At 63.8% G+C, this 25,337-nt stretch carries 25 protein-coding genes and 1 pseudogene; 12 read left to right on the top strand and 14 right to left on the bottom strand.

Annotated features, from left to right (window positions below; genetic code table 11):
• Position 1 precedes the first annotated feature (1 nt).
• From BJI67_RS11880 to BJI67_RS11860, 5 genes are all read right to left on the bottom strand, one after another.
• Positions 2 to 709, bottom strand: coding sequence for a MotA/TolQ/ExbB proton channel family protein (locus tag BJI67_RS11880; RefSeq protein ID WP_070073207.1), 708 nt, complete (start codon positions 707 to 709; stop codon positions 2 to 4).
• Between the two features lie 390 nt (positions 710 to 1,099).
• Entirely contained in the window at positions 1,100 to 2,791 is a 1,692-nt protein-coding gene (locus BJI67_RS11875) for a peptide ABC transporter substrate-binding protein (RefSeq protein ID WP_070073206.1), read from the bottom strand.
• Between the two features lie 76 nt (positions 2,792 to 2,867).
• A complete protein-coding gene (locus BJI67_RS11870; RefSeq protein WP_156782129.1) occupies positions 2,868 to 4,547 on the bottom strand; it encodes a peptide ABC transporter substrate-binding protein in 1,680 nt (559 codons plus the stop codon).
• Positions 4,544 to 5,299, bottom strand: a complete 756-nt coding sequence (locus BJI67_RS11865) for a gamma-glutamyl-gamma-aminobutyrate hydrolase family protein (RefSeq protein ID WP_197513070.1) — start codon at positions 5,297 to 5,299, stop codon at positions 4,544 to 4,546. Before BJI67_RS11865 ends, BJI67_RS11870 begins: the two co-directional genes overlap by 4 nt.
• Before the next feature lie 55 nt (positions 5,300 to 5,354).
• Positions 5,355 to 7,685 (bottom strand): TonB-dependent receptor, encoded by a 2,331-nt coding sequence (locus tag BJI67_RS11860; RefSeq protein WP_070073203.1) that lies wholly within the window; start codon positions 7,683 to 7,685, stop codon positions 5,355 to 5,357.
• Positions 7,686 to 8,045: 360 nt separating this feature from the next.
• On the opposite strand from BJI67_RS11860, the gene BJI67_RS11855 reads away from it, so the two are divergent.
• From BJI67_RS11855 to BJI67_RS18390, 4 genes are all read left to right on the top strand, one after another.
• A complete protein-coding gene (locus BJI67_RS11855) occupies positions 8,046 to 8,831 on the top strand; it encodes a TSUP family transporter (RefSeq protein WP_197513068.1) in 786 nt (261 codons plus the stop codon).
• Between the two features lie 78 nt (positions 8,832 to 8,909).
• On the top strand, positions 8,910 to 10,730 hold the full coding sequence (locus BJI67_RS18400; RefSeq protein WP_456236529.1) for a helicase HerA-like domain-containing protein: 1,821 nt from the start codon (positions 8,910 to 8,912) through the stop codon (positions 10,728 to 10,730).
• A gap of 89 nt (positions 10,731 to 10,819) precedes the next feature.
• Positions 10,820 to 11,053, top strand: a complete 234-nt coding sequence (locus tag BJI67_RS18395; protein WP_456236528.1) for a MerR family DNA-binding transcriptional regulator — start codon at positions 10,820 to 10,822, stop codon at positions 11,051 to 11,053.
• On the top strand, positions 10,974 to 11,213 hold the full coding sequence (locus BJI67_RS18390; RefSeq protein WP_456236533.1) for a MerR family DNA-binding protein: 240 nt from the start codon (positions 10,974 to 10,976) through the stop codon (positions 11,211 to 11,213). The genes BJI67_RS18395 and BJI67_RS18390 overlap by 80 nt, the downstream gene beginning before the upstream one ends.
• Positions 11,214 to 11,304: 91 nt before the next feature.
• Here BJI67_RS18390 and BJI67_RS11835 read toward each other — a convergent pair whose 3' ends face one another.
• Both BJI67_RS11835 and BJI67_RS11830 read right to left on the bottom strand, forming a co-directional pair.
• Positions 11,305 to 11,961: a DUF1294 domain-containing protein gene (locus BJI67_RS11835; protein WP_070073201.1), complete on the bottom strand. Its 657-nt coding sequence runs from the start codon at positions 11,959 to 11,961 to the stop codon at positions 11,305 to 11,307.
• A 75-nt stretch (positions 11,962 to 12,036) separates the two neighbouring features.
• Positions 12,037 to 12,876: a hypothetical protein gene (locus BJI67_RS11830; protein WP_070073200.1), complete on the bottom strand. Its 840-nt coding sequence runs from the start codon at positions 12,874 to 12,876 to the stop codon at positions 12,037 to 12,039.
• Between the two features lie 240 nt (positions 12,877 to 13,116).
• On the opposite strand from BJI67_RS11830, the gene BJI67_RS11825 reads away from it, so the two are divergent.
• From BJI67_RS11825 to BJI67_RS11815, 3 genes are all read left to right on the top strand, one after another.
• Positions 13,117 to 13,539: a PepSY domain-containing protein gene (locus BJI67_RS11825; RefSeq protein ID WP_197513059.1), complete on the top strand. Its 423-nt coding sequence runs from the start codon at positions 13,117 to 13,119 to the stop codon at positions 13,537 to 13,539.
• 110 nt (positions 13,540 to 13,649) lie between these two features.
• On the top strand, positions 13,650 to 14,327 hold the full coding sequence (locus tag BJI67_RS11820) for a winged helix-turn-helix domain-containing protein (RefSeq protein WP_070073198.1): 678 nt from the start codon (positions 13,650 to 13,652) through the stop codon (positions 14,325 to 14,327).
• Complete coding sequence (locus BJI67_RS11815) at positions 14,314 to 15,711, top strand: sensor histidine kinase (protein WP_070073197.1); 1,398 nt, start codon at positions 14,314 to 14,316, stop codon at positions 15,709 to 15,711. Before BJI67_RS11820 ends, BJI67_RS11815 begins: the two co-directional genes overlap by 14 nt.
• Here the strand turns inward: BJI67_RS11815 and BJI67_RS11810 are convergent.
• On the bottom strand, positions 15,708 to 17,045 hold the full coding sequence (locus tag BJI67_RS11810; RefSeq protein WP_070073196.1) for an MFS transporter: 1,338 nt from the start codon (positions 17,043 to 17,045) through the stop codon (positions 15,708 to 15,710). The genes BJI67_RS11815 and BJI67_RS11810 overlap by 4 nt on opposite strands.
• On the bottom strand, positions 17,042 to 18,004 hold the full coding sequence (locus BJI67_RS11805) for a phosphoribosyltransferase (protein ID WP_231940850.1): 963 nt from the start codon (positions 18,002 to 18,004) through the stop codon (positions 17,042 to 17,044). The genes BJI67_RS11810 and BJI67_RS11805 overlap by 4 nt, the downstream gene beginning before the upstream one ends.
• Before the next feature lie 276 nt (positions 18,005 to 18,280).
• Between BJI67_RS11805 and BJI67_RS11800 the strand changes: the two genes are divergently transcribed.
• Positions 18,281 to 19,000: a class I SAM-dependent methyltransferase gene (locus tag BJI67_RS11800; RefSeq protein WP_083250848.1), complete on the top strand. Its 720-nt coding sequence runs from the start codon at positions 18,281 to 18,283 to the stop codon at positions 18,998 to 19,000.
• A gap of 408 nt (positions 19,001 to 19,408) precedes the next feature.
• On the opposite strand, the gene BJI67_RS11795 is transcribed toward BJI67_RS11800, so the two are convergent.
• Both BJI67_RS11795 and BJI67_RS11790 read right to left on the bottom strand, forming a co-directional pair.
• On the bottom strand, positions 19,409 to 20,731 hold the full coding sequence (locus BJI67_RS11795; protein WP_070073194.1) for a putative bifunctional diguanylate cyclase/phosphodiesterase: 1,323 nt from the start codon (positions 20,729 to 20,731) through the stop codon (positions 19,409 to 19,411).
• Between the two features lie 22 nt (positions 20,732 to 20,753).
• Positions 20,754 to 20,939, bottom strand: coding sequence for a PAS domain-containing protein (locus BJI67_RS11790; protein WP_070073193.1), 186 nt, complete (start codon positions 20,937 to 20,939; stop codon positions 20,754 to 20,756).
• Between the two features lie 246 nt (positions 20,940 to 21,185).
• Here BJI67_RS11790 and BJI67_RS18305 point away from each other — a divergent pair.
• The 4 genes and pseudogenes from BJI67_RS18305 to BJI67_RS11770 all read left to right on the top strand — a co-directional run.
• Positions 21,186 to 21,467 (top strand): annotated as a pseudogene (locus tag BJI67_RS18305) (HDOD domain-containing protein); the annotation flags it as partial.
• Positions 21,468 to 21,496: 29 nt separating this feature from the next.
• Positions 21,497 to 22,672 carry a sensor domain-containing diguanylate cyclase gene (locus BJI67_RS18110; RefSeq protein ID WP_083250844.1) on the top strand — a complete coding sequence of 392 codons (1,176 nt, stop codon included), beginning with the start codon at positions 21,497 to 21,499 and terminating at the stop codon, positions 22,670 to 22,672.
• Positions 22,673 to 22,771: 99 nt separating this feature from the next.
• Positions 22,772 to 23,731, top strand: a complete 960-nt coding sequence (locus BJI67_RS11775) for a permease (protein ID WP_070073190.1) — start codon at positions 22,772 to 22,774, stop codon at positions 23,729 to 23,731.
• Positions 23,732 to 23,881: 150 nt separating this feature from the next.
• Positions 23,882 to 24,376, top strand: coding sequence for a hypothetical protein (locus BJI67_RS11770; protein WP_070073189.1), 495 nt, complete (start codon positions 23,882 to 23,884; stop codon positions 24,374 to 24,376).
• Positions 24,377 to 24,412: 36 nt separating this feature from the next.
• Here BJI67_RS11770 and BJI67_RS11765 read toward each other — a convergent pair whose 3' ends face one another.
• From BJI67_RS11765 to BJI67_RS11760, 3 genes are all read right to left on the bottom strand, one after another.
• Positions 24,413 to 24,808, bottom strand: a complete 396-nt coding sequence (locus BJI67_RS11765; RefSeq protein ID WP_070073188.1) for a hypothetical protein — start codon at positions 24,806 to 24,808, stop codon at positions 24,413 to 24,415.
• 15 nt (positions 24,809 to 24,823) lie between these two features.
• Positions 24,824 to 24,952: a hypothetical protein gene (locus BJI67_RS18105; RefSeq protein ID WP_269449602.1), complete on the bottom strand. Its 129-nt coding sequence runs from the start codon at positions 24,950 to 24,952 to the stop codon at positions 24,824 to 24,826.
• 63 nt (positions 24,953 to 25,015) lie between these two features.
• Entirely contained in the window at positions 25,016 to 25,327 is a 312-nt protein-coding gene (locus tag BJI67_RS11760; protein WP_070073187.1) for a DUF2288 domain-containing protein, read from the bottom strand.
• Positions 25,328 to 25,337: the final 10 nt, after the last annotated feature.

Genomic DNA, 25,337 nt, shown 5'->3' with positions numbered 1-25,337 from the left:
CTCACACGCCCTCGGCCTTGCGCGTGTCGCCCATGCCTAGGTGCGCGCCCAGCGCGCTGCGCGTCTCGAAGTGTTCCGCGCCGGTCTCGCCGTGCGCCTTGACGCCTTCGCCGTAGAAGCGGTTGATCAGCAGCAGCCGGATCAGGTCGAGCTGGTGCATCGCCAGACGCAGGCGCTTGTTCAGCAGGTTCAGGAACAGCACCGAGATGATCGCGATGAAAAGACCCATCCCGGTCGACACCAGCGCATCGGCAATGCCTCCGGTGGCCTTGACCGCCGCCCCGGAACTGCCCAGCACGTTGAAGGTGTCGATCATGCCGATGATGGTGCCGAACAGGCCCAGCAGCGGACCTAAGGTCGCCGCCGTGTCCAGCAGCCACAGGTACTGGTCCAGCCGCGGCATCGACCACAGCACTTCCTCGTCGAGGTGCTGCGACAGCGCGTCCGGCGTCTCGGCCTTGGACGCCACCGCCTGCAGGATCAAGCGCCCCTGCAGGGTGTGCGCGTACTCCTCGCCCAGCGCCTTGAGACCCCGCACGTCGCGGTAGTCAAGCCCCTTGAGCGAGGCCTCCACCCGGTTGCCCGCACCCAGCACCCGGTAGTAAAACCACAGCCGGTCAAAAATCACCGCCACCGCCACCAGCAACAGCAGCGCCATGATGATCGGCAGCCCGCCCGAAAGCTTGATTAGATGCGTGATGAATTCCATGGGTTTTTCCTTGAAATATTCGGGTGTCTGGCCCCCATTAAACCAGATAAATAATCCGGGTTTTGTGGGATGATGTTGTATTTGGGGCGATGCATAGCATTTGCTGTGCCAGTTTTTTAACTATGTGATAAATATGATTATTATTGGTTTTTTCCGAGAGTGATCCGGGCTGTTGTACGGATTGAGGGGGCGTGGCGCACAACATGGATGCAAAAACGACGCGCTGGGCACCGTAATGGCGCATGGGGCAAAAATATTTTTATTTGTAGGTAATTAATTATTGGATATTAAAATGCCGATTAAATTCATCGGCGCATGAATATGTTTATGTGTGAAACCCCAATAATTCCCGACAATACAACCGGGAATTATTGGGGTTTTGTGGAATATTCAGCTACGCGGCTGACAGCTGGTGCCGGGTTTCCAGACAAGTGCCTGTGGTGCGATGTAGGCAGTTGGGTTCAGATATTCGCGCATATTGCTGAAGCAGCCATCGGATTTGACCAGATAGCCGGGTACAGGTAGGAACAGCACCGGCAGTTGCTTTGCCAGTAGCGCTTCGTAATGCCACAGCGCATCGCGTCCATGCGGTTGGGTCGAGCCGGTGATGGCGGCATCGAGTGCGGGGTTCGAGTACTGCCCGAAATTGGCACCGCCGCCGGTATTGAACAGGCCATCGCCCGAGGGGTAGAAGTCCGGGGCATAGGACCACAGCAGCATGGCCGTTTCCCAGTGTCCGTTCGGTTGTACGGTGGCGAGCAGGGTGGCCTGGGGCATGCGCTTGAGATGCACCACGACGCCGAGCTTCTGCCAGGAGGCCTTGAGGATGTCGGCCTCCTCGGTCTGCGCGCGGCTGCCGGTGAGATAGAGCAAGGTGAATTCGAGGAGTTGGCCTTCCTTGGTGCGCACGCCGTCATGCATCTTCCAGCCGTCGCTTGTGAGCAGGCGCGCGGCCTTGGCCGGGTCGTACTCGCGGTTCGGGTGTTCGTCCATATCCTTCATCGACGGCGAAAGATAGGTGTCGGGTACGGGCGGAACGGCGGTGAAGCTGGCCGCGCCGAGGCCGTGGAACACCACGTCGATGATGGCCTGCTGCGGAATGGCCATCTGCAGTGCCTGCCGAACTTTTTCGTCGCGCATGAAGGCGATCTGCGGGTTCTTGAAGTTCAGCCAGATCATGCGGAATTCATAGGGCAGGAAACCGGGTTTCCCGGGTACGCTTTCGAAGGTATGCAGGTGGGCGACGAGGTGCTGGGCGCTGTACAGCGGCGTCGGCACCTCGCCGATCTGCAATTCGCCGGTCTTGAGCGCGGAGAACTGGGTGGTCCAGTCCGGGAAGAAGCGCAGTTCGAAGCGCTGCACGGGCAATTTCTCCGGGTAGCCCGGGTTGGCGGAATAGCGTGCATAGCGCCCGGAGACAAAGCTGTCGAGCCGGTAGGGACCGTCGGAGACGCGCATGAGTTTCATGTCGGTCTCGTGGTTACGGAAGTACGTGTTGCTGTGATGGCCCCATACCTTGGCGGGCAAAGCATAGAACTGGGAGAGTCCGTTGAGGGTGAACCAGTTCTCGTTGACCGGGTGCTTGAGCGTGAAGCGCACCGTATCGGGTGAGACGGCAGTGACCTGTTTGATGCCCTCGGGGACGCCGCCGACACCGTAGAGGCCATAACTATTGCCCTGCTGTTTGATCAGTTTCCAGGCATAGACCACGTCGGCGGCGGTGACCGGGGTGCCGTCGGTCCAGCGGCGCGGCTTGAGCTTGACGGTCACGACGGTGCGCTGGGGGTTGTAGTGCACCGATTCGGCGAGGCCGAGCTTCCAGTCGACGGTGATCACGGGCGAGGGCCAGATCAGCGGCGTGTAGAGAATGCTGTAGGCCTGCATGTCGGTGTTCGACACGTCGTTGTACAGCGGCGAAAACGAGGTGACGGTCTGCGGCGCCCCGAAACCACCCACGTTGGGCGTGGTGACGATGGTGCGTGGTGCGTTCGCCGTGGCCGCGCCGCCGGTAGTCAATCCGGCAAGACAGGCGATGGCGACCAGCGTACGGCGGAGGCGCGGGATTCTGCGGGACGACGGCATGTGAACCTCCTTGTCGATGGTTGAAGGACGTTTCCGATAAGCAGAATGCATGCCACTGCTTACGAACCCAGACGCGTCAGCTGTGTTGCATGCAGCTGCCGGAGGTCTTCCAGCGGAGTGCCTGCGGCGCGATGTAGGCCGCGGGGTTGAGGTAGTCGCGCATTCCGCTCAGGCAGGCGTCGTGCCTGACCTGATAGCCGGGAACGGGCAGAAACAGCACCGGCAGTTGCTTTGCCAGCAACGCTTCATAGTGCCATAGCGCCTCGCGGCCGTGCGGCTGGATGGAGGCGTTGATGGCGGTGTCCAGTGCGGCGTCGTGAAAGCCGCTGGCGAGTACGCCGCTGGCGTTGAACAGGCCGTCGCCGGACGGGTACATATTGGGTGCATAGGCCCAGAGCAGCATGGCCGCCTCGGATTTTCCGCTGCGCACGGTGGCGAGCAGGGTGGCCTGTGGCATGCGCTTGAGATGCACCATGACGCCGAGCTTTTGCCAGGAGGCCTTGAGCATGTCGGCCTCCTCGGTCTGCGCGCGGCTGCCGGTGAGATAGAGCAGAGTGAATTCGAGGCGTTTGCCGTCCTTGGCGCGCACGCCATCGTGCACCTTCCATCCATCCTGATCGAGCAGACGCGCGGCCTTGGCCGGGTCGTACTCGCGGTTCGGGTGCTCGTCCAGGGCCTTCATCGACGGCGAGAGATAGGTGTCGGGCACGGGCGGGACGGCGGTGAAGCTCGCCGCGCCGAGCCCGTGGAACACCACGTCGATGATGGCTTGCTGCGGGATCGTCATCTGCAGTGCCTGGCGAACCGTTTCGTCGCGCATGAAGGCGATCTTCGGATTGCGGAAATTCAGCCGGATCATGCGGAATTCGTAGGGATAGAAACCTGCCTTGCCGGGAGCGTTGGCGTAGCTCGGCAGGTGCGCGACGAGTCGCCGGGCGCTGTACAGCGGGGTGGGTATCTCGCCGATCTGCAGCTCGCCGGTCTTGAGCGCGGAGAACTGGGTGGTCCAGTCGGTGAAGAAGCGCAACTCGAAATGACGAACCGGCAGTTTGCCCGGGTAATACGGGTTGACGGAGAAGCGTGCGTAGCGTCCCGGGACGAAGCGGTCTAGGCGATAGGGCCCGTCGGAGACGCGCATGAGCTGCATGTCGGTCTCGTGGTTACGGAAGTAGGTGTTGCTGTGTTGTCCCCAGGCCTTGGCGGGCAGCGGATAGAGCTGGGACAGGGCGTTGAGGGTGAACCAGTGTTCGCTCACCGGGTGCTTGAGCGTGAAGCGCACCGTGTCGGCCGAAATGGCCTGTGCCTGCCGGATGACGTAGGGCATGCCGCCGACGCCGTAAAGTCCATAGGATCTGCCCTGCTGTTCGATCAGCTTCCAGGTGTAGACCACATCGGCGGCGGTGACCGGGGTGCCGTCGGTCCAGCGGCGCGGCTTGAGCTTGACGGTCACGACGGTGCGCTGGCGGTTGTAGTGCACCGATTCGGCGAGGCCGAGCTTCCAGTCGACGGTGATCACGGGCGAGGGCCAGATCAGCGGCGTGTAGAGGATGCTGTAGGCCTGCATGTCGGTGTTCGAATCGTCGTTGTAGACGGGTGAGAACGAGGTGACGGTCTGTGGCGCCCCGAAACCGCCCACGTTGGGCGCCGTGGCGACGGTGGTCGGGCGGCCCTGGGCCAGCACGGCTCCGGGCAGGAGCAGCAGACCCGTCAGCAGGCGTCGCGTCAGGCCGCCCCGGGAGGAAAGCGGTGCGCTCATGTCTGGCTCCGCTGGCGCCGCGCCGGCTCGGCGCACATCCCGAGGAAGGCGTCGAACAGGCGAGCCTGAATCGCGGCATCCTCACCGCCGAGTTCCGGATGCCACTGGATGGCAATGGCCCGCAGTCCGTTGACGGATTCGACCGCCTCGATCACGCCGTCGTCCGCCCGTGCACAGACGCGCAGGCCCTCGCCCAGATGGTCCACGCACTGATGATGATTGGACATCACCGAGAGGTGCGCGCGGCCGACATGGGTGTACAGGTGGCTGTCCTCGTCGATGGCCACGGTGTGGGCGATCGGGCCGCGCGGATGGTCGCGGTGCGGCGTGTCGCAGAGGCTTAAGTCTTCCGGTTGTTCGAGGTGCTGGCACAGGGTGCCGCCGAGCGCGACGTTGAATACCTGCATGCCTCGGCAGATGGCGAAGACCGGTATGTCGCGCTCGATGCACTGGCGTGTCAAGGCGAACTCGAAGGCGTCGCGTGCCGGGTCGATGTACACGGTCGCTGCGTGACAGGGCGCGTCGTAGCGCGCCGGCTCGACATCGCCGCCGCCGGTCAGGATCAGACCGTCGAGGGTGGCGACGAGCGCGGCCAGCGGATAGTCCGGTGCCGGCGGCAACAGGATCGGGAGGCCGCCGGCGCGGATCACCTGATCGACGTAGTGATGCGGCAGCCAGAAGCGGTCGTTGTTTTCGGACCCGAAGCAGAGTCCGAAGGTGGTAATGCCGACCGTGGGCGTGGGCCTGTTCACGTAGCGCATCCCGCACTCAACTCGCCGTGGTCTGTCGAAACTGCCGGTCGCCGCATCAGAAATACGCCGAAACCGAGCCGTACACGCCCAGCGGCGTGCCCGGCTGCGCCAGGATGTCGCCCGCGCTGCCCGGACCGTATTCGCTGCCCGATGAGATATAGCCCATGGTGTTGTATTTCACGTTGAGCAGGTTTTCGACGACAAGGGCGAGCTTGACCATCTTGAGTCCGCCCACGTAGGGATTGAAGGCGGTGGTCGAATCGGTGAAATGGAGATTCACCAGGTTGACCTGCGAGGCCGGCAACAGGGTGCTGGTCGGCGCCGAGGTGATTTCGGATGCGAGGTAGGTCGCCGACTGATAGCGGTCGCTCAGGGTCAGGTCGTAGTACGAATTAGCGCGGTACCAGCCATAGCCGGCATTGAACCCCAGATTGTATTTCGGCGTGCCGGTCATGGGCACGTCGTTCAGCGGGTCGCCGGCGGCGTTGAAGGTCCACTCGCGCGCATCCTGAATGCTGTCGCTGGTGTACACGCTCAGACCGGCGGGCTGCTTGTAGCCCAACAGGAAATTCACGCCCTGGATGGTCTCGGAGGCCGGTTCGACGATGACCGTCTGCGTGGCGGACTGCGTGTAGGGAATGGTGAGATCCTTGACGTGGGTATAGAACAGCGCGGCCTGTGCGAACCACTTCCCGCTGTGATATTTCACGCCGCCGATATAGCTGACGACCTCGGCTGGTTTGGACGGCGGCACCACGGGTTCGGACGCGCCGACGCCGTAGGAATTGTCCGTCTGGGTCTGGTAATTATTGGCTGCGGTGGCGAACAGATGCGTCGAGTGCGTCAGGCCGGCGTTGAGTCCCAGGCTGAAATTCGGCTCGGTGAAGCTGCCGGATGCCCCCGGAATGTTGCTGACGTACGCAGTCGTGTTGCCCGGTGCGATGATCTGGAAGTACTGCTGGGCCTGATTGACGACCTTGACGTCGTAGTGCTCGATACCGACGCCCGGCGTAATGGTCAGGCGCGACATCGGGTGGATCGCGTCCTGCAGGAAGACGTTCGAACCGGTCCACTGGGTGGTGTAGTTGCGGTAGAAGTCAGGCGTCGAACTGAAGATGTCCTGACCGTTGGCGATGGCTTGGAAGCTGTTGTAGCCGATCAGCTGGGCCTGGCTGTTCATCTGCATGTAGTACGCGCCAAGCGTAACGTCGTTGCCGGGCAACATCACATGCATTGCCGAGCGATTGCCGAAATAGCGGCTGTGCGGGTCGTAGTTGAAGGCGGTTGGGCCGCTGGTGCGCGTGGTGTTGTAGTTGAAGATGGCGCGCTTGGAACGATGGCCGTTCTTGTACCAGGTGGTATCCGTGAAGCGTACGTTGCTCGACAGGTCGACGGCCAGCTTGGTGAAGCCGAGGATGGCCGCATACCACTGGCGCTTGCTCCACAGCGCGGTGCTTGGGGTGTAGTACCAGCCGGAGGTCTGCTGGCTCAGCGATTCTCCGGGCACGTTGTAACCACCCACGTTCACGCCGGGGACCGGATAGACCGGCAGATCATGCGCGCGGTGTTCGAGCGCTCCGTAGTAATAAAGCCCGGCGGTAAAACTGCCGGCCGAGAAGTGCTTGCGCGTCTCGGCGAAGATTGCCGATGCCTCGGTGCGTCCAATCGGCGTGGGTCCGGTGCGGATGCCGTCGGTCCCGGTGTAACCCATGGACAGCACAGTATCCCAGCCGTCGATCGAGCCGGATTGCAGATTAGTCGACAGGGATTGCGAATTGAACGAGCCGCCTCCCGCCACGATTTCAGCGGAAGCCTTGTCGCTGGGCGCTAGGGGCATGAAATTCACCGTTCCGCCGACACCGTCGTACCAGTGGTCGGCTACTGCTCCCGGGCCCTGGATGACCTTGATCGCGGAGAACATACTCGCGATCGGCAGTTCGTTGCTCTCGAAGCCGTGATAGCCGGCGGTGGGGTTGTTCAGCGGGATGCCGTCGAACAGGATCTGCAGGCCGTTGATTTCAGGCGTGCCGACGGCGTCGAAACCGACCTGGGTGCCGTTGATGCGGATCTGGTATCGGCTGGCGCCGGAGTACGAACCGACAGGGTGCGCCTGGAACCCGGGCACGGCGTTGGTCAGTGCGGCGGCGGCACTGCCTCCGGGTGGGGTGAGCTTGCTCAGGGTTTTTTTGCTTACGGCCACGGAGTTTTGCGTCGAGCCCAGCTCGACCGCATGAGTTTTTTTCTGCCCGCCGGAATATTCGTCCTTGACCTTGGCGATATTAATGGGCTGATTGGTGTCGGCGATGGCGAGAGAGGTGCTGGCGCCGAAAATTCCGGTAACGATAATTACCGTAAGGTATTTTTGTAGGACTGCCGTGGCGACCATGTCGCGAAATCCTCTTCTGTCGGAACGATGTCGATACTCAGCAAAAAGGATGCCATTAATTTTTTGCGCAGATAAGTTAGGTAATATCCTGGATAATATCGTCTGAGATCGTGTTGTTTATGGGAAAAAATCTACGGTCTGCACCTTCAGCGTGAATGGGTGTTGCGAGGTGCACCGTGATGGCGCGATATTAAATAAGTGTTATTAATTAATTTTCCGGATTATTTGGAATCTTATGTAATTTCCTGTCGGTTCCGGAGAGTATCCCGGCAGATTCACGACTGTAAGCCGGGGCCGTTTCCCCGTGCCGGCTGATAGAATGAAACGTCGCGGCCGGGCCGCACTTGTCAGGAATACGCCGTGGGCATCGAGCCCTCCCTGCATCCCGATCTGTTGCTTCTGCTGTTCGGCGCCGCCGGGCTGGCCGGTTTCGTCGATACGTTGGCCGGCGGCGGGGGGCTGATCACGCTGCCGGTGCTGCTGCTGGCGCAGGTGCCGCCGGTGCACGCACTCGCCACCAACAAGCTGCAGGGCAGTTTCGGTACCCTGACCGCGTCGCTGAACATGCTGCATCGCGATCTGGTGAACTGGTGCGAAATCCGCGGGCTGTTCTTCTGGGCGCTGTTGGGTGCAGCCCTGGGTACCGTGGCCGTTCAGTTCCTGCACCCCGAGGTGCTAGACGTGCTCGTGCCTCTGGTGTTGCTCGCGATCGGGCTGTACTTCCTGCTCGCCCCGCAGGCAGGGGCGGTCGAGCGCCGACCGCGCCTGGGCGAGGCGGTTTACAGCAAGGGCGTGGTGCCGCTGATCGGCGCCTACGACGGCTTCTTCGGCCCGGGTACGGGCTCGTTCTTCGCGCTCGCCGGCGTGGCCCTGCGCGGCCAGCCGCTGGTGGCGGCGACCGCGCGCGCCAAGCTGCTCAATTTCGCCAGCAACGCGGCCTCGCTCGCCGTGTTCGCCCTGGGCGGGAAGGTGCTGTGGCTGGCGGGTGGCGTCATGGTGCTCGGGCAGGTGCTCGGCGCCTGGGCCGGCTCGCACATGGTGGTGCGCGGCGGCGCGCGCCTGATCCGTCCGCTGATCGTGTTCATGTGCTTTGCGATGATCGTCCGCTACGTCTGGCAGAAGGGCCTGATCGCGGCCTGGTTCTAAGCCCTCGGTCGGCGAGGTCCGGTCTTCCTATACTTGCGGGAAGGCGTGACGGACACGCCATGGATGCGGGAGGGGGGTATGGATTCTGGGGCAGCGGTGCTGCTGGGCGGCGCATCGGGCAGTCAGGTAGTGCAACCGGCGCGGATGAGCAATCGCCACGGGCTGATCGCGGGCGCGACCGGCACCGGCAAGACGGTCAGCCTGCAGATTCTGGCCGAGGGCTTCTCGCGCCTCGGCGTGCCGGTCTTCGCGGCGGACATCAAGGGCGACCTCTCGGGTCTGGCCGCGGCGGCCTCGCTACACCCGAAGATCGAGGAGCGGGTGGCGTCGATTCCCGTTCCCGACTATCGCGCCGAGCCGTCGCCGGTGGTGTTCTGGGACCTGTTCGGCGAGAGCGGGCATCCGATCCGCACCACGATCTCGGAAATGGACCCGCTGCTGCTGGCCAACCTGCTCGAACTCAACGAGACGCAGGAGGGCGTGCTCTACGCGGCCTTCCGCATCGCGGACGAACAGGGTCTGCTGCTGCTCGACCTCAAGGACTTGCGCGCACTGCTCGTCTGGCTGGGCGAGCATCGCGCCGAGCTTTCGCGCCAGTACGGCCTGCTGTCGCCGTCGAGCATCGCGACCATTCAGCGCCGCCTGCTGGTGCTGGAAGAGCAGGGCGGCGATCGCTTCTTCGGCGAGCCGGCGCTGACTCTGACCGACCTGATGCAGTGCGACTTTTCCGGGCGCGGCGTGATCAGTCTGCTCGACGCGACCCGGCTCTACAGCCAGGCGCCACGGTTGTATGGGGCCTTTCTGCTGTGGCTGCTCGCCGAGCTGTTCGTGGAACTGCCCGAGGCCGGGGATGCGCCGCTGCCCAGGCTGGTGTTCTTCTTCGACGAGGCGCACCTGCTGTTCGAGAATGCGGCACCGTCGCTGCGCGAGAAGATCGAGCAGGTGGTGCGCCTGATCCGTTCCAAGGGCGTGGGCGTGTACTTCGTGACGCAGAGCCCGACCGACGTGCCCGACGACGTGCTCGGCCAGCTCGGTCTCAAGCTGCAGCACGCCCTGCGCGCCTTCACGCCCAAGGACCGCAAGTCGATCCGCGCTGCGACGGAGAATTTACCGTCCAACCCGTCGCTGAACGTGGCCTCGGTACTGACCGACCTCGGCACCGGCGAGGCACTGGTGTCCTCGCTGGATGCCAAGGGTCGGCCGCAACCCGTCGAGCGCGTGCTGATCGTGCCGCCGCGCTCGCGCATCGGACCGCTCACGGCGAAGGAACGGCGCGCCCCGCACGCGTGCGCCGTCCGGAAGCCGCCGTCAGTCGGTGGGCGAAGCGCTGATCAAGAGTGCCGCGCGCAGCATTGGCAGCCAGCTCGGCCGCCAGCTCATGCGCGGCGTGCTCGGGGCGTTGCTCGGTCGGGGTTAGGTGCGGGTCCCGTCGACAGGCGGTCAGGTGGCCGGTGCGCGCCGCATGACCACCATCACCGCCATGGCCAGCATGCCGAGCAGGACCGTGATCGAGGCGATGCCGAGCAAGGGTCCGAGAATCGACTCGGGGGCGATATGGCCATAGAGCAGAAACAGGCACACGAGCAATACCGGCGTGCCGACCTGATGGGCGTAGAACTGGATGCTGGCCAGGCGGCAGTTCGCTTCGTGCAACCACAGCTTGTGGCAGAGCGCATAGAAGAACGAAACCACGAAACCGAGCAGCATGATGTGCGCATGGGTGACGAGCTGGCCGTGATCGTGCGAGGCGGCCATGTGGATGCCCAGTGCCAGGCCGAGGATGCCGTAGATCAGTGCGGTGAACAGGTATTTTCTGTCCATGTGCCGAGTCCCCTTTTGTTATTGATGTCGGGAGTCGCGAGCTGCCGCACATCGCTCTCCGCAAGTCTTAACCCCTAGCCAGCCGTCGAGGGGCTGTCAAGGAGGCGGGCTTGCCGGGTGGGGCGGAGGGCGTAGACTCGGCGGCGTAGTCGTATCGGGACGTGAGCATGACGAACGGGAAGGCATTCATGACCATCGGCGGCTTCGCGAAGGTCGCAGGCGTCGGCGTCGAAACCATCCGCTTCTACCTGCGCAAGGGGCTCCTCCGCGAACCGCCTCGCCCGCCGCTATGGCGAGGCCGACGTCGCAAGGACGCGGTTCATCAAGTCGGCGCAGCGGCTGGGTTTCACGCTGCAGGAGGTCTGCCATCTGTTGCGTCTGGAAGACGGCACGCACTGTGAGGAGGCGGCAGGGCTGGCGCGCGAGCGCCTGCGCGATGTGCGTGAACGGCTGCAGGATCTGGCGCGCATGGAGGCGGCGCTGGCCGGCCTGGTCGAGTGCTGCGTCGGGCAGTCCGCTGCCGGTCCTTGCCCGCTGATAGCGGCCCTGCAGGAGAACTGATGGCCCGGACTGCCGAAGCGGGTGAATCCTGCGTTGCGACGGGGAATGACGCATCCGCAGGTTAGCGGCATGGATGCGTACCGATCCCCGTTTACCCGGCGAGTTCGATCATGGCGTGGCGCAGCCACTGGGCGTCGATGGCATCCAGCGTCGTTTTGAGAGCCGCCGCGCCTTCGGGCGACAAGGCCCAGGCAAAAGCGCCGCAATTGAGGACCACGGTGACCCAGAAAATCGCGCGGAATTCCGGTTTCCTGGATTTGTGCCGTAACAACTGCTGCGCAACCCAGGCCCCCGGCCAGCCGCCGACGAGGGCGAGCAAATGGAGCCTCTTTTCCGGCGTGCGCCTGCGATTTTTCCGTGCGGCGGCCTTGTCCTTCGCATAGAGCAGGAACGCGGCGGTGCTGGCGAGCCCATATAGCCACATGATTTCATGCGCCAGCTTCCCGGTCAGGGACAGCACAGAAACGCCACCCAGGAACGCCAGCGGTACTGCGATTGCGACGGTTCGCCGCCACAGGGTGGTGGATTTGCCGGGGTTTTGTTCGACGTATTGGACCTGCTCCGCCCGCAGTCGCCCACGCGAGTCGCTTTTGAGCACGTAGGTCACGTGCGAATTCACGGTAGGACGATTACGCACGGGCTCGAATGCTGTGACGTGCACGAAAACCTGTTCGCCGCCTTGACTAGGTGTGATGAAACCGAAGCCCTTGTCATCGATCCAGTTCGTGATGATGCCTGTTTGGCGCATGAGCGTTATGGCTGGCCGTATGGATGCCTTTCTATATAGTCGCGACCTTGGCGCTTGCCCAGTCTTGCGACCTGCTCAGAATACCCGCACGCCGACGCTGAACACGCCCTCGCGGGTGGTGCTGTCGGGCTCGAAGAAGGTGTAGGTGGAACCGTTGACCTGGATCGGTTGCGGGGCGGACTGTCCGTAGCCGAATCGCGTTTCCGTGTAGCTGGCGAAAACCTTCCAGCGCAGGCTCGGCACCCAGGTGAGCGACACGGCGGCCTGTTGCCAGCTGTGGCTGCCTAGATTGAAGCGAGCACCACTGCCGAGGTAGCTGTCCATGTAGGCGCCCGAGGTCGTGCCGCTCTGATATGACCCGCTCAGTACCAGGCTGCCGGCCGTATAGGCGATGTCCAGGCCGATGCCCTGGTAGTCGTTGTAGTAATCCTCCTCGTATCCGCCGACGCCTCCGGCGCTGCGATACCAGATATGCCGCCCGGCGAACACGTCGGGCATGACCGCGAGTCCGGGTGCTGGCGAGAAACCCAGGTCCGCCTGCACGGACCAGTCGAGCATGCGATTGCCGCTGGCGTCCTGATAGGGCGTGAGGGCACCGGTCTGCAGGTCTTGCAGCGCACCGTTGTAGGTGTCGTTACCCTTGAAGTCCGAATAGTTCGCGTGTAGCCCCAGGTAGTTCCATTGCGTGCCCACCCCCAGCGTATAGCCGCCGATGGAGCCGGTTTCGGTATCCAGCGTCGCGCCGTTGCTGGTTTCGGCAAAATTCTGCGAAAGTCGCGCGGCGCCCAGCGAAATCCCGGAGCGGGCGGCCTGGATGGCCAGCGGCACGGGGGCGAAGAGCAGGCCGTCGGCGAAAGCTGGGCCGGCGGCGAGGGTCAGGGTCGAAATCAGTGCAATACGCGGCAGGGTGCGCATGGTCGGGCATTCCTCGATGTGGTTCGGACGTTGGGCGTAATGACTGTCCGGCTGTCGAGTTTGCCCAAAGTGCCTCGAATCGACAATCGGCCGAGTTGCGGGCACTTTACCGAACGGTAAGCTGCCGGCAAGGCCGTCATGAGACCCGCTGTGACATCTTGGGCACCGTGAATCCGCGGGTGCGGATCCATCCCGGCAAGCCCGGGGATTGCAGAACTCAAGACTGTCGAGGATGAAATCATGCCAATGAAAAAAGTCGTGTTGACGTTGATCGGTGCCAGTGCGCTGAGTCTGGGCTCGGGTGCCCTGTATACCGCCTATGCGGGCGAGCATCTGGCCGATCAGGCCAAGGTGACGATGCAGCAGGCGCGGGATCAGGCCATGCAGGTTGCGCCCGGCAAGATCCGCAGCGCGGAACTGGAAAGGGAACACGGTGGGTCCGGTCTGCGCTATTCGTTCGATATTCAGACCGCACATGGCCTGCGCGAGGTGGGCGTCGATGCCCGCAGCGGGAAGCTGCTGGAAAACAGTTTCGAAAGCCGCAAGGCCGAGGCGGTGGAAATGCGTTCCGAGCATGAGTACGCCAACCGCAATGCCATGGGTGAGCACGAGCATGAGCACGAGCGGGACGGCATGAACATGCACGAAGGCGAGGACGACTGAACCGATCCGGGCGGCGGCCACCGACGGCCGCCGCCCGGAGCCCATGCGGGGTGCACACCAGCACGGGGACGCCTTGCGCTAGACTGCTTCCGGCATAGGAGATACCCGCGATGAAGGTACTGGTTGTCGAGGACGATGCCGAAACCGCGCGCTACATCGCCCGCGGCCTGCAGGAACTCGGCCATGCGGTGGACATGGCGGTGGACGGGCGCGACGGGCTGTTTCACGCCACCGAGGGCGGCTACGACCTCCTGGTCGTGGACCGTATGCTGCCGCTGCTGGACGGTCTGACCCTGGTGAAGACTCTCCGCGCGACCGGCAACAAGACGCCGGTGCTGTTCCTGACCACCCTCGGAGGGGTCGACGACCGGGTCGAGGGGCTGGAGGCCGGCGGCGACGATTATCTGGTCAAGCCCTTTGCGTTTTCCGAACTGGCCGCCCGCGTGCACGCGCTCGGGCGCCGGCCACCGATCAGTGAGGCACCCACCGTGCTGCGCGTCGCCGACCTGGAAATGGATCTGGTCAAGCGTCGGGTCAGTCGGCGGGGTACGACGATCGAACTGCAGCCGCGCGAATTCCGCCTGCTCGAATACCTGCTGCGCCACGCCGGCGAGGTGGTGACCCGCACCATGCTGCTGGAACAGGTCTGGGACTTCCATTTCGACCCAAGGACCAGCGTGGTCGAGACCCACATCAGCCGTCTGCGGCAGAAGATCGACCGCGATTTCGACCCGCCACTGATCCACACCGTGCGCGGTGCCGGGTACTCCCTGCGTGCGCCCGCATAGACTGCTGCACAGCACCGGGTTCCGCACCGGACTGGGCTATGCGGCGCTGTTCGCCGCCTCGGTGTTCGTCCTGTTCGGGGTGATCTACTGGCAGACCGCGGGCTACATGGAGCGCCAGCTACGCGCCGTGACCGAAACCGATTTCCATACGCTGGAGAGCGTGCTGCGCCATGCCGGCGTGGAGGGTCTGCGGCACGCCATCGACGCGCGCACGCGGGGGGAGCATGGCCACGGCGGCTGGTTCCTGCTGCTGGATGGGCAGGGCACGCGGCTCGCCGGCAACCTGCCGCCCGGCGTGCGCCCGCGCGAGGGGTGGCAGCAGCTCGTGCTGCCGGGCAGCGGCGGCCACGCCGGCGAGGGCGAGTCGGGCGAGCATCGCGTGGTGCAGGGCGAGGGTCGAGCGCTGAGCCGCGACCTGCTCCTGTTCGTGGGGCAGGACGCCGGCGCGCTCAACGAGATGCGCGAGCTGTGGCTCTCCGCGCTGGCCTGGGGCGTGGGCGCAACCCTGCTGCTGGCCGCGCTCGGCGGCGCGTTCATGGGCGCGGCCGCGCTGCGCCGGGTGGAGGCGATCAACCGCGTCGCCGGCGACATCGTGGCCGGCGACCTCGCGCGGCGGATTCCGGTCCGCGGCACCGAGGACGAGTTCGACACCCTGGCGACGCACCTGAACCGGATGCTGGCGCGCATCCAGGAGCTGATGGAGGGCATGCGTCAGGTCAGCAACGACATCGCCCACGACCTGCGCACGCCGCTGGGGCGACTTCGCCAGACCCTGGAAACCGCGCGGCGGGACGCCGGCAGCGTGGCCGACTATCAGCTCGCCGTGGATCACGCCCTCGAGCAGACCGACCAGATCCTCGAGACCTTCGCGGCGCTGCTGCGCATCGCGCAGATCGAGTCCGGCGCGCGTCGCAGCCGCTTCCAGCGCGTCGACCTGTCCGCCGTGCTGGACACGGTGCTCGACGCCTATCTCCCGGTGGCCGAGGATGCCGGCCATGTCCTGCACGCACGCATCCCGCCGGGAATTCACGTGCGCGGCGACCGCGAGCTGCTGGTGCAGGCCTTTGCCAATCTGATCGAGAACGCGCTGCGCCACACGCCGGCCGGCAGCCGCATCGAGCTCGCGTTGGACACTGGACCGCAGGGCGTGACGGCGACGGTGGCCGACGACGGGCCGGGCATTCCGGCCGAGGCTCTGGACAAGGTCACCGGGCGCTTCTATCGGCTCGAGTCCAGCCGTTCCACGTCCGGTAGCGGGTTGGGGCTGAGCCTGGTCGCGGCCATCGCCGCGTTGCACGAGGCGGAGCTGCGCCTGGCGGACAACGCTCCCGGGCTGCGGGTGACGCTGCAGTTTGCGGCAGCTGACGCGGCGCCGGCCGGCTAGCTGCTGCTCGGCTCCGCAACCGGCCGAGGGGCTAGGTTCAGCCCCGACAGAATCGAGAGCGCAAGTCCGGCGACGCCCATCCACGCCATCGAGCGAAAGCCCAGTGCGGCCATCAGCGGGCCGCTGGCGAAGGCACCGATCACGGTGGCCAGGGCCAGCGAGGCGTTGAACAGCCCCATCGCGGCACCCTCGCTGAAGGGCGCGAGGCGCGCCGCCAGCCCCGTGCCGGCCACGCTCAGGATCGGCCAGGCGATCACGATCAGCACGAAGCCGACCATGGCAAAGCCGATACGCGGGCCGACCGGCGTCACGTAGGGGGCGAGCAGCAGGACGAAGCCGGCCAGGCGCAGCCAGAGCCCCCATTGATACACCTTCCCCGATCCGAAGCGCCCCGCCCAGCGGCTGGCGAGGATGAACAAGGCGATGCCCACCGCCGCGGCGACGGCATAGATCAGCGAGGACATGTGCGTGTCGAGGCCGTAGCCGTGTTCGAGCATCAGCGGGAAATAGGTGAAAAATCCGGATACGCCGAGGGAGAGCAGGAACCAGGAAACGATGAAACGCCCGAACGGCGTGCCCACGATGGCGGGTAGATGGCGCAGGCCGGAGATGTTCAGGTGATGGAAGTGGAAGCCCACGCCGGACAGGAAGTTGACGCGCGGGAAGGCGGCCAGGGCGCGCACGTCGAGCACGCGATGCGGATGCACCCCGGGCGCCCGCGGGTGGCGCTGTACGGGCAGGCCGATCCCGCCGATCAGCAGGGCCGGTACCAGCAGGGCAGCGGCCACCCACAGGCCGGTATTGAACTGGCCGTGGGAGAAGATGCCGGCGAGCAGCAGCCCCAGCACCTGCCCGGTGCCGTTGAAGCTCTGCAGCAGGCCGATGCGCGGTTCCCATTCCGCCTGCGGGGCGAAATCGACGATGAACAGCGAGGCCATGGTGCCTGCGCCGGCCGATCCCGCGCCGAGGGCGAAGGCCGCGCCCATCCAACTCGGCAGTCCGGGGAGCATCGGGAACAGCCCGATGGCGATGGCGGCGACGATGAAGGCGAGGAAAAACAGGCTGCGGTAGAGCTTGAGGCGTTCGGCGAGCAGGCCCCACAGCGGCGAGGTGAGCAGGCCTAAATCGTAGACGCCCATCACGTAGGCGACGTTCGACATTCGGTGGGAGATCGAGACCATCATCAGCGGCAGCAGTACCGGCACGATGCCGGCGGTGACGATGCCGAGCAGCAGATAGGCGCCGTACCAGGGGCGGATGTAGCGAGCGGGCGCGGCCAGCGCCTGACGCCAGACGCGCAGTCGGTCATGCGATGCGCCGATTGCATGATTCATGGAAAACCTCCGTATGCCGTGCGTGGGCTTGGGTGCGGCGGTTGGCGGTCTGCGGGTCGTTGCCGGCGTCCGCCGGTGATGAAGTGCCGATGTGCCAGTCCGGGCCGGCGGGTGATGTTGCAGGTGTTCAAATCACGCTGGTGCGGGGCGTTCGGCCGGCGTGAGACGGTGGGTGCATTGCGGGTGGGGCGCCGGCCTTGTCCTGCCCTACCTATTGAATGACCGATGCGGCGCGTCGATGTTCCTGCAAATTCCGTTTCGGTGACGGGTCCTGCGTCGGGCGGGTACCTACCCGGAGCTGTCGGGAGATCGGTGGGTCGCAGCAGCGCGTTGCAGCAGGCGCAGCACTTCGTCGTCTTCGGTTTGCGCGAAATCGCGGTAGAACTGACCGACGAGGCGAAGTCGAGGGGCGAAAATACGCTGACGAGGTCGTCGGCAAGGCCGCCGAGCATGTCCCGCGAGCCCTGGGGCGCTACGGGTACGGCCGCCACGAGCCGGGCTGGACGGCCTTGCCGCACCGCGCGCAGCGCCGCACGCATGGAGGCGCCGGTAGCCAGGCCGTCGTCGACCACGATCACGGTGCGGCCGACAAGGGGGATGGCTGGCCGGGAGCCGCGATACGTGGACTCGCGGCGTTCCAGCTCGCGCAGTTCGCGCGCCCTGACGAGGGCCAGCTCGTCCGCAGGGATGCCATAGGCCGTAATGACATCGTCGTTGAGATCGACCGCGCCACCCGAGGCGATGGCGCCCATCGCCAGTTCCGGGTGGAACGGCAGGCCGAGCTTGCGCACGACGAGCACATCGAGAGGGGCGTTCAGCGCGCGAGCGACCTCGTAGGCCACGGGTACGCCGCCGCGCGGCAGTCCCAGCACGACGACGTCATCTCGCCCGGTATAACCCTGCAACCTATCGGCAAGTCTGCGCCCGGCGTCGCGGCGGTTTTCGAATTCGGCGCTCATGCTGCCTCGAGGGATGAGCCTGTCTGGATATATGGCCGGGCTGTCGTCGGCGCGGTATGACCGCCGTCAACCCCCGATCGAAGCCGAATGATGTCGAACGCCAGGCTTGCCGTTGTGCACCATGGCACGCGTTCGCGATCCACGGTGTTTTGAATTGCTAGAATGCACTTCTGCAACGAAGCGATTTATCGGATGGTTATCGTTTCAGCGGTATGGTATTTCCCATCGGTGCCATAACCATGCCGATGGTCTCAGGACTCTCGCATTGTGCGATGCATGAGTTGCATGAATCCTTTGCCGGCTTACGGTGTGGGCATGTCTGATCGGGAAATCGAATGGGTGCCAGACGCGTCAGAGGTGCGTAGCTACTACGACCACATGGGGCGCAAGCTCGATATTCTGAGCTTTTATGGCCTGCCTGCCGTCGATGATCTGATGACGAATGCCGACTTCGATCTGGCGCAGAATATTTTCGAACTCGGTTGTGGTACCGGCAGGTTTGCAGAGCGCCTATTCGAGAAATACCTACCCCCGGAGGCGCGTTACTTGGGCTGCGATGCCAGCGAGGTGATGGTCGGGCTGGCGCAGTCGCGGTTGGCAGCACATGCCAAGCGGGCACAGATCGTGCCTGCTGACGACACCATGCGGCTCCCTCTGTTGGACAAAGAGGCGGATCGAATCGTCTCCATATTCGTGCTCGATCTGCTGGGCGAGGAACAGGTTGCGCAATTTTTTAACGAGGCCTATCGGAGTTTGAGTGATGATGGAAAACTCTGTTTCCTGAGCCTGCATCGAGGCGCAAATATTCCGTCGCGTATTGTCAGTGCCCTGTGGTCTGCCCTGTTTGCCAAACGGCCCATGCTCCTCGGCGGATGCCGCCCGATCGATCTCGATCCGTTTGTCGATCGTCACCGCTGGCAGGTCATGCATCGCAGGGTCATGGCGCCGTTTCTGGTGCCCGCAGAGGTGTGGATACTGGAAAAAAGGCATGCTTGATTCAGTGTTTCCGTTTCAGGCGAGTCAAGGTGTATTTAGTAAGCGGGGATGGGGGAAACTTCTCCATTGCGCTGCAGTGTTTTATGCGTTGTGTCCAAGCTTGTCTGGAATTCTACCGATTAATCTAATTTAGAGTGTTCCGTGTTTTTTTCAATTTCCCGGTTTCGACGGCGATGATGCGTTCGTCGAATTGAATTCCTGCAATCCCGCAAACTAGCTCATGGCCTGACTGGTTACCTGGCTGGGTTAATGCGTTCGCGTTAAACGATACCCTTGCGTGGGTTTTTCGGTATTTTGGCCTCGCTTTGCGGTTCGCCGATGTAGAACCCTGCACCTCGTCAAATCCCATCCTCAGCAGTGTCTGAAGCTGCGAGCGTGCCTCGACGCCTTCCGCCGCGACGCGGACTTTCAGCGATTTGGCCAGGTCCAGGCGCGCACGATCGCCACGGAGCGCACGTCGGATTCGATATTGCCGATGAAGCTGCGGTCGATCTTGATGCGGTCGAACTGAAAGCGATGCAGTGCGGCCAGCGAATACCAGCCTGAGCCGAAGTCATCCAATGCCAGTCCGATACCGAGTCGCTTGAGTCCTGCGAGGATTGTATAGACGTGTTCCGGGTCGCCGATCAGCGCCTTTTCGGCGATGTCGAGAGACAGGCGTTCGGGCGGCAGGCCGGAGGCCTGTAGCCCCTGGGTGGCGACCGCCTCCATATCCCTGCGCTCGAGTTGGGTGGTCGAAACGTTGACCGAAATCTGTGCAGGCCACGGCCACCTGGCGGCCTGTGCGCAGGCCTCGTGCAACATCCAGCTGTCGAGTTGCCGAATCAGTCCGGCTGACACTGCGGCCGGAATGAAGACGTCGGCCGGAATGGTGCCTCGGGTGGGGTGTTCCCAGCGGGCCAGGGCCTCAAAGCCGCGGGTTTCGCCGTCCGCGGCGGAGGTCAGTGGCTGAAGCGCCAGCGACAGTTGGCCGGCCGCGAGCGCGTCGCGCAGGTCGGTGGCGATATCCCATGACTCCGACCGCAATTCCTGAGGGTCCACGGAAAAACGCAGATAGTCGTTCTTGCCCTTCCGCTTGACCTCATAAAGCGCAATGTCGGCTCGCTGCATGAGGAGTTCGGCCGAGTTGCCGTCGTCGGGGAACAGGGCGATGCCAATCGAAGCCGAGAGCATCATGTGCCAGTCACCCACCGTGATCGGTTTTGCCAGCGACGACAGGATGCGCTGCGCCAGGGCGAATGCGCCATCGGGCTGCCGACTGGCGGGTTGCGGGATGCAGAACTCATCGCCGCCGAGGCGGGCGAGGGTGTCTGCTGGGCGCACCAGGGTCGCGAGATGCTTCGCCACGATGCGTAGCACATCGTTGCCCATGGGATGCCCGTGCTGGTCGTTGATCGCCTTGAAATCGTCCAGGTCGAGCATGATCAGCGCACCCTGCTCGCCGCTTTGGGCCGCGTCCTCTATCGCCTGTGCCATGCGGTTGTTCAGTCGCGAACGGTTGGCGAGACCGGTGAGCGGATCGTGCTCGGCGAGAAACTGCGCACGCGACTCGGCCTCCCGAAGACGCGTGACGTCGGTGGTCGAGGCCAGGATGAACGGTTGTTCGCCATTCTCGGTGGGCAGGGAGATCAGCCGTTTGCGGGTCAGCAGAATGCGCAGATCACCGTTTGCTGCCGTCATCACTTCTTCATTCTCGTTGGGTTGCCCGGTGGCGAAGACGGCGTCGTCCACGGCCCAGAAGATGGCCTTCTGCTCATCCGGCAGAAGGTAATTCGTGCGCTCGACGATATTCGCGGGCGTGTCCGGTCATTTCGCAAAAGGCGTCGTTGATCAGAACCGGACGATGTTCGCGGTCGATCAGGAACATGGGGGTGGGTATGGCATTCAGAAGCGTTTGCAGCGTGCCGGTTGTGGCCATGATGGTGGTCTGGGGGAACATCCGTGACGCCTCCATGGCTAACTGGGCCGTCTGTCGCAGCCCACAACCCGCTACGGTCGATTCAGTTTGTGTCGTAAGAGTCTTGCCTCGTTACGCCTTACGGACAGCGGGTACGTCGGATATTCCAAACGCTCACCCTGGACAAGCTGCAACGCTGCAAAGCTGCAGCGCGGAACTTTCGCTGGGAGCATCATTTATGATTCAAAGCGGCTATAAAAAAACCGATATCTCTCCCTGAGGACGGCTATGTCGGAAATGGCGCTGGTGGCTAGACTCGAACACGCGATTGAGCGTGCCGGCCAGCTACCGAGTCTGGCTACTGCGGTACACGTTCTGGAACTCAGCGAGGACAATGTCGCCGGGTTCAGCGAGGTTGCGAAATTCATCGCCAACGCGCCGATGCTGAGTGCGGGGCTGATGCGGACGGCCAACTCGCCGCTGTACGCCTCGCGCAGGAAAATCGAAAACCTCCGGCAGGTGCTCAGTCTGTTGGGTTTCAATACCGCCGTGTCGTTGGCACTCAGCCTGTCGCTGATTGCCAACGACACGGCGAATGCATCGACGGCAAACGCTTCTGGCGCAGGTCGCTGGTGTCGGCGCTGGTCGCCAGGGCCCTGGCTGTGCAACTTCAGGTGCACGAACCCGAAGTATTTTTCCAGGCTGGGGTGCTCCAGGACATCGGTCAGCTGGTGCTCGAAAAATCGGATCCCGATCTGTATGCCGATATCCTGCGGCGCACCAAATCGCATGAGAAGCTGGTGACCGAGGAAACCAATGTGTTGGGTTTCGATCACGCGCAGGTCGGGGCACACCTGCTGAAACGCTGGGGCATCTCGGAAAAACTCTGTCAGGCGGTGCGCTGCAGCCATCACGCGCAGCCACAACGCGACGACGGCATCGGTCAACTGGATAACTGCGTATATCTTTCCCGCAACTTGGCCGAATTCTGGCTGTCTGTGGACGGAGGGAAGGTCGATATTCGTGCCGTTGCGCAAGAAACGGAAGCGCTGCTGGGTCTGACGCCTGAGGATTTCCATCAGACGCAGGCGCGCATCGCCGAATGGATACCGCAATATGCGGATATGTTCGACGTGAGCCTTAACTCACCCGGTATTCTTGCGGCCCTGCTGCAGCGTTCTGACGAGTGCGAATTGCTGCTGCCTGCATCGATCGAAACGGCAGAACCTTTGTCGCAACCGCTGACTCGGCCCAGGCCGGTCATGCATCAGAACACGGCACCCAGACCGTCTGGGCCGCCCGACCTGCTCGACGAGCGTCATCTGCTGGCCATCCTGAAGCACGAATTCGAGGCCGCCCGACTGGGAGGCTGGCCGCTGTCCGTATGCCGATTGTCACTCGATACGCTCAAGGAGGTGCGCGAGCGGCAGGGCGGTGAGGCATGCGAGAAAATGCAGTGGGACGCCGCGCAATATATCCGCAACCAGTTGCGCCCGACGGATTTTGTCTCCAGTGCCCCGAAAAACGGGATCGCGCTGGTGCTGCCCGGTACCGGTGCCGACAATGCGGAGGTAGTGACCGAACGCTTGCGCATTGGCTCCCCCGGCCTCCCGCAAAACACCCGATTTTCAATCGGCGTGTTCACGTACGTCGAGGATTCGCCCGACGGCTGCGGGATCGAGGGCGTACGGGATCTGCTCGCCGCCGCCGACCGCGCCAACTACGTCGCACGGGTGATGGGAGGCAACCGTACCTTCCGCTACCGCTGCGTCTGATGCGACGACCCGTCTGAGCCGAGACGGAGTCGCCGAGGGCGTCTGCACATACGCTACGGCTATTTGACGATGCGCCGATGGCGGTGTTAAAGACGACGCATGGAACAGGCACTGCAAGGCTTGTCACTGACTGCAGCGCGCTATCTTTGGCAGTTTGCCGAGGTAGCCGTGCTGGGCTTTTTCTTTGCCGGGTTGCTGCAGGCCGTGATCCGCCCGCAGGCACTGCAGAGCATGGTCCGGGGCGGCGTGCTGCGCTCGAATGCCGTGGCCTCGGTGGCCGGTTTCGCGACCCCTCTGTGCTGCTGCACCGCGATCCCGACGGCGGTCGAACTGTACCGTGCCACGGGGCGACGCGGTCCGGCGAGCGCCTTTTTGATCGCCACCCCCTGGTTCAACTGGTACGCCCTCGTGGCCCTGTTCGTGTTTCTCGGCTGGCGGTTCGCATTGTCGATTGCCCTGAGCGCCGTGCTCATTGCGCTGGCGACCGGGGTGGCGGTGGACCTCTTGACCGGCAACGGATGTCCGCCGGCCTCGGACCCGGCGAAGGAGGATGCGTCGTGCGGCTGCTGCGCGGCCTGCGGGACGGAGCCTGCCGGCGAAACGGCCGATGACGTGCCGTGGTTCGATTTCACCCACCCCGCGCAGAAGCTACGGCGCGCCCTGGGTACCGCACTGGACCTGCTGCGGGAACTGGCACCCTGGATTCTCGCCGGCGCAGTCCTGGGTGCGGTCGTGAAGGATTTCATGCCGGCCGACTGGGTCTCCCACTTCGGCGCGGCGACCGGCCTGTTCAGCCTGCTGGCCCTGGCCCTGATCGCCAGCGTGCTCTACACCGACAGCCTGGGATCGCTGCCCTGGATTCACGCCCTGCAATCCAAGGGGCTCGCCTCCGGCAATGCCATGTTGCTGCTGGTCGCCGGCGTCGGCACCAACATCGCCACCCTTGGCCCCGTCGGGCGGCTGATGGGACGTCGGGCAGCAGTGGTCTATGCCGCCGGTGTGCTGGCGAGTTCGCTGATGCTGGCCGGGGTGCTGAATTTTCTGGACGCCTCTTTCTAGAGAGTGTCGCCCCCCCGCTCCCCGGCTGCGGCTTTACCGTTCCCAGGCTTGAGAAATATCAAGCATCCGTGTCTGTGGATGCGCGCCGTGCTGACAGCGACGCTGGCGTGATCAATGATTGGAAGAGGCGGCCAGGTCCGGGGGGAGACCATGGATACGACGCAGGCTCAGGACGGACAACCTGTACCCCGTCCCGTGCAGCGGCTGTTCCGCCTTGTTCTGCTGACCGGCCTGCTGCTGCCCGCGATACTGGGGATTGCGATCTGGCTGGTGCTGGCGGTCATGGGCGTGCGTGTCGTGGAGCCGGCCACCGGCCTCGCCTTGGCGGTTTTGCCGCTGACCCTGTTGTTCCTGATTCCCTATTTCATCCTGGCCATGCTCATGCGTGTCGTCCTGGTCAAGAAGCATGCGCGCGGCCCGCTTCCGTTTCGCATTTGGTTGCATGTCGCGGTCGGGGGATATGTCGGTGTGACCGTGGTCAGTATCTGGCTGCTCTCCGGCCTGTTGCCGGATTTCGAGGCCGCTTCGATGGTTGCCGCCATGTGGCCGTTGACGCTGCCGTTCGTCCTGCTCCTGGATCTGGGTGGGGTGATGCTGGGCGGGATCGTCGGCTGGCTGGTCTGGAAGTTGCGCGGCCGCGCATGAGCGAAGCATGCCGCGATGGACGCGAATACAGGAATATCAGCAATTGAAGGGCAGGATGCCGATCCACAGCTCGTATTCGAAGCGGATCGGCGGGAATGGCCAGGTCTTGCCGTCGATCATAAGCGGCGGGCTGAGCAGCTCGAAGCGATCGGGCGTCGATCCGGGCAGGGTGATCTGCAGGAAATAGCGCTTCGTCGCCGGCGCGGTAAGTGCCTTGTCGGGGCCGCTGTAGGGTAGGTGGTCGAGCGTCGTATGGTTCGTCAGATTGTGCGCGGCCAAGCAATCCGAGGCGAAGTGGAAGCTTTTCCAGGTGCGGGGCGGCGTGTCTCTCGCCGGCAGATAGGTACCCAGTTCCAGGAATACGACCATGCCCTCCGGCGTTTTTCTCGCCAGTGCGTGACCGGGCAATGGACCGATCTGGAAATTGACCACCGACGGGGTCTGCGTTCAATAGTGCTTGACGATCTGCCCGCCCGCCATCGTGGGGCGATAGTAGCGTGAACCGCCGGGAATGCAGCCTGCGAGCGCGACGCTCAGTGTCAGGCTGGCCATGATCGGTGCGACCGAGTGGCGCATGCTGTTCCTCCCCCTGTTTTCCCAGAGGATAGCCCGGCGGCGGAGGATGCAGGCGGGCGAGGGCTAGTCGTCGCCGTGCTCGATCTCCTGCACCAGCACCCAGGGCGCGGCGACCACCGCCCAGAATACCGGCAGGCTTTCCCCCCAACGCCGCGCGTCCGCATCCGTCGCCCGGGCCAGCGTTCCGTCTGCCATCCAGTTGCGGATCGCCTCGCTATCGTCCCGCACCACGCAGGCCGCCACTTCGATCAGATCCAGCCGGGCATCCACCTTGACCACCGCCCCGCGTGCGAAGTGCCGCTCGAGTTCCGCCCACGCGATCTTGCCGGTCTCGGCATTCAGATGGGCCCTGAGTTCCTGCGCATTATCGTTCATGGGTAGGGAT

It is taken from the genome of Acidihalobacter aeolianus (assembly GCF_001753165.1).
Taxonomy (GTDB): domain Bacteria; phylum Pseudomonadota; class Gammaproteobacteria; order DSM-5130; family Acidihalobacteraceae; genus Acidihalobacter; species Acidihalobacter aeolianus.
Note: the sequence above shows the minus strand (reverse complement) of the source record. Positions and strands in the feature narration are given on the sequence as shown.

Bases quoted from the DNA above. Each gene is read 5' to 3' on its own strand.
- BJI67_RS11880 (WP_070073207.1), bottom strand. From the start codon at position 709: ATGGAATTCATCACGCATCTAATCAAGCTTTCGGGCGGGCTGCCGATC.
- BJI67_RS11875 (WP_070073206.1), bottom strand. From the start codon at position 2,791: ATGCCGTCGTCCCGCAGAATCCCGCGCCTCCGCCGTACGCTGGTCGCC.
- BJI67_RS11870 (WP_156782129.1), bottom strand. From the start codon at position 4,547: ATGAGCGCACCGCTTTCCTCCCGGGGCGGCCTGACGCGACGCCTGCTG.
- BJI67_RS11860 (WP_070073203.1), bottom strand. From the start codon at position 7,685: ATGGTCGCCACGGCAGTCCTACAAAAATACCTTACGGTAATTATCGTT.
- BJI67_RS18400 (WP_456236529.1), top strand. From the start codon at position 8,910: ATGGATTCTGGGGCAGCGGTGCTGCTGGGCGGCGCATCGGGCAGTCAG.
- BJI67_RS18395 (WP_456236528.1), top strand. From the start codon at position 10,820: ATGACGAACGGGAAGGCATTCATGACCATCGGCGGCTTCGCGAAGGTC.
- BJI67_RS11835 (WP_070073201.1), bottom strand. From the start codon at position 11,961: ATGCGCCAAACAGGCATCATCACGAACTGGATCGATGACAAGGGCTTC.
- BJI67_RS11830 (WP_070073200.1), bottom strand. From the start codon at position 12,876: ATGCGCACCCTGCCGCGTATTGCACTGATTTCGACCCTGACCCTCGCC.
- BJI67_RS11825 (WP_197513059.1), top strand. From the start codon at position 13,117: ATGCCAATGAAAAAAGTCGTGTTGACGTTGATCGGTGCCAGTGCGCTG.
- BJI67_RS11820 (WP_070073198.1), top strand. From the start codon at position 13,650: ATGAAGGTACTGGTTGTCGAGGACGATGCCGAAACCGCGCGCTACATC.
- BJI67_RS11810 (WP_070073196.1), bottom strand. From the start codon at position 17,045: ATGAATCATGCAATCGGCGCATCGCATGACCGACTGCGCGTCTGGCGT.
- BJI67_RS11805 (WP_231940850.1), bottom strand. From the start codon at position 18,004: ATGAGCGCCGAATTCGAAAACCGCCGCGACGCCGGGCGCAGACTTGCC.
- BJI67_RS11800 (WP_083250848.1), top strand. From the start codon at position 18,281: ATGAGTTGCATGAATCCTTTGCCGGCTTACGGTGTGGGCATGTCTGAT.
- BJI67_RS11790 (WP_070073193.1), bottom strand. From the start codon at position 20,939: ATGTTCCCCCAGACCACCATCATGGCCACAACCGGCACGCTGCAAACG.
- BJI67_RS11775 (WP_070073190.1), top strand. From the start codon at position 22,772: ATGGAACAGGCACTGCAAGGCTTGTCACTGACTGCAGCGCGCTATCTT.
- BJI67_RS11770 (WP_070073189.1), top strand. From the start codon at position 23,882: ATGGATACGACGCAGGCTCAGGACGGACAACCTGTACCCCGTCCCGTG.
- BJI67_RS18105 (WP_269449602.1), bottom strand. From the start codon at position 24,952: ATGCGCCACTCGGTCGCACCGATCATGGCCAGCCTGACACTGAGCGTC.
- BJI67_RS11760 (WP_070073187.1), bottom strand. From the start codon at position 25,327: ATGAACGATAATGCGCAGGAACTCAGGGCCCATCTGAATGCCGAGACC.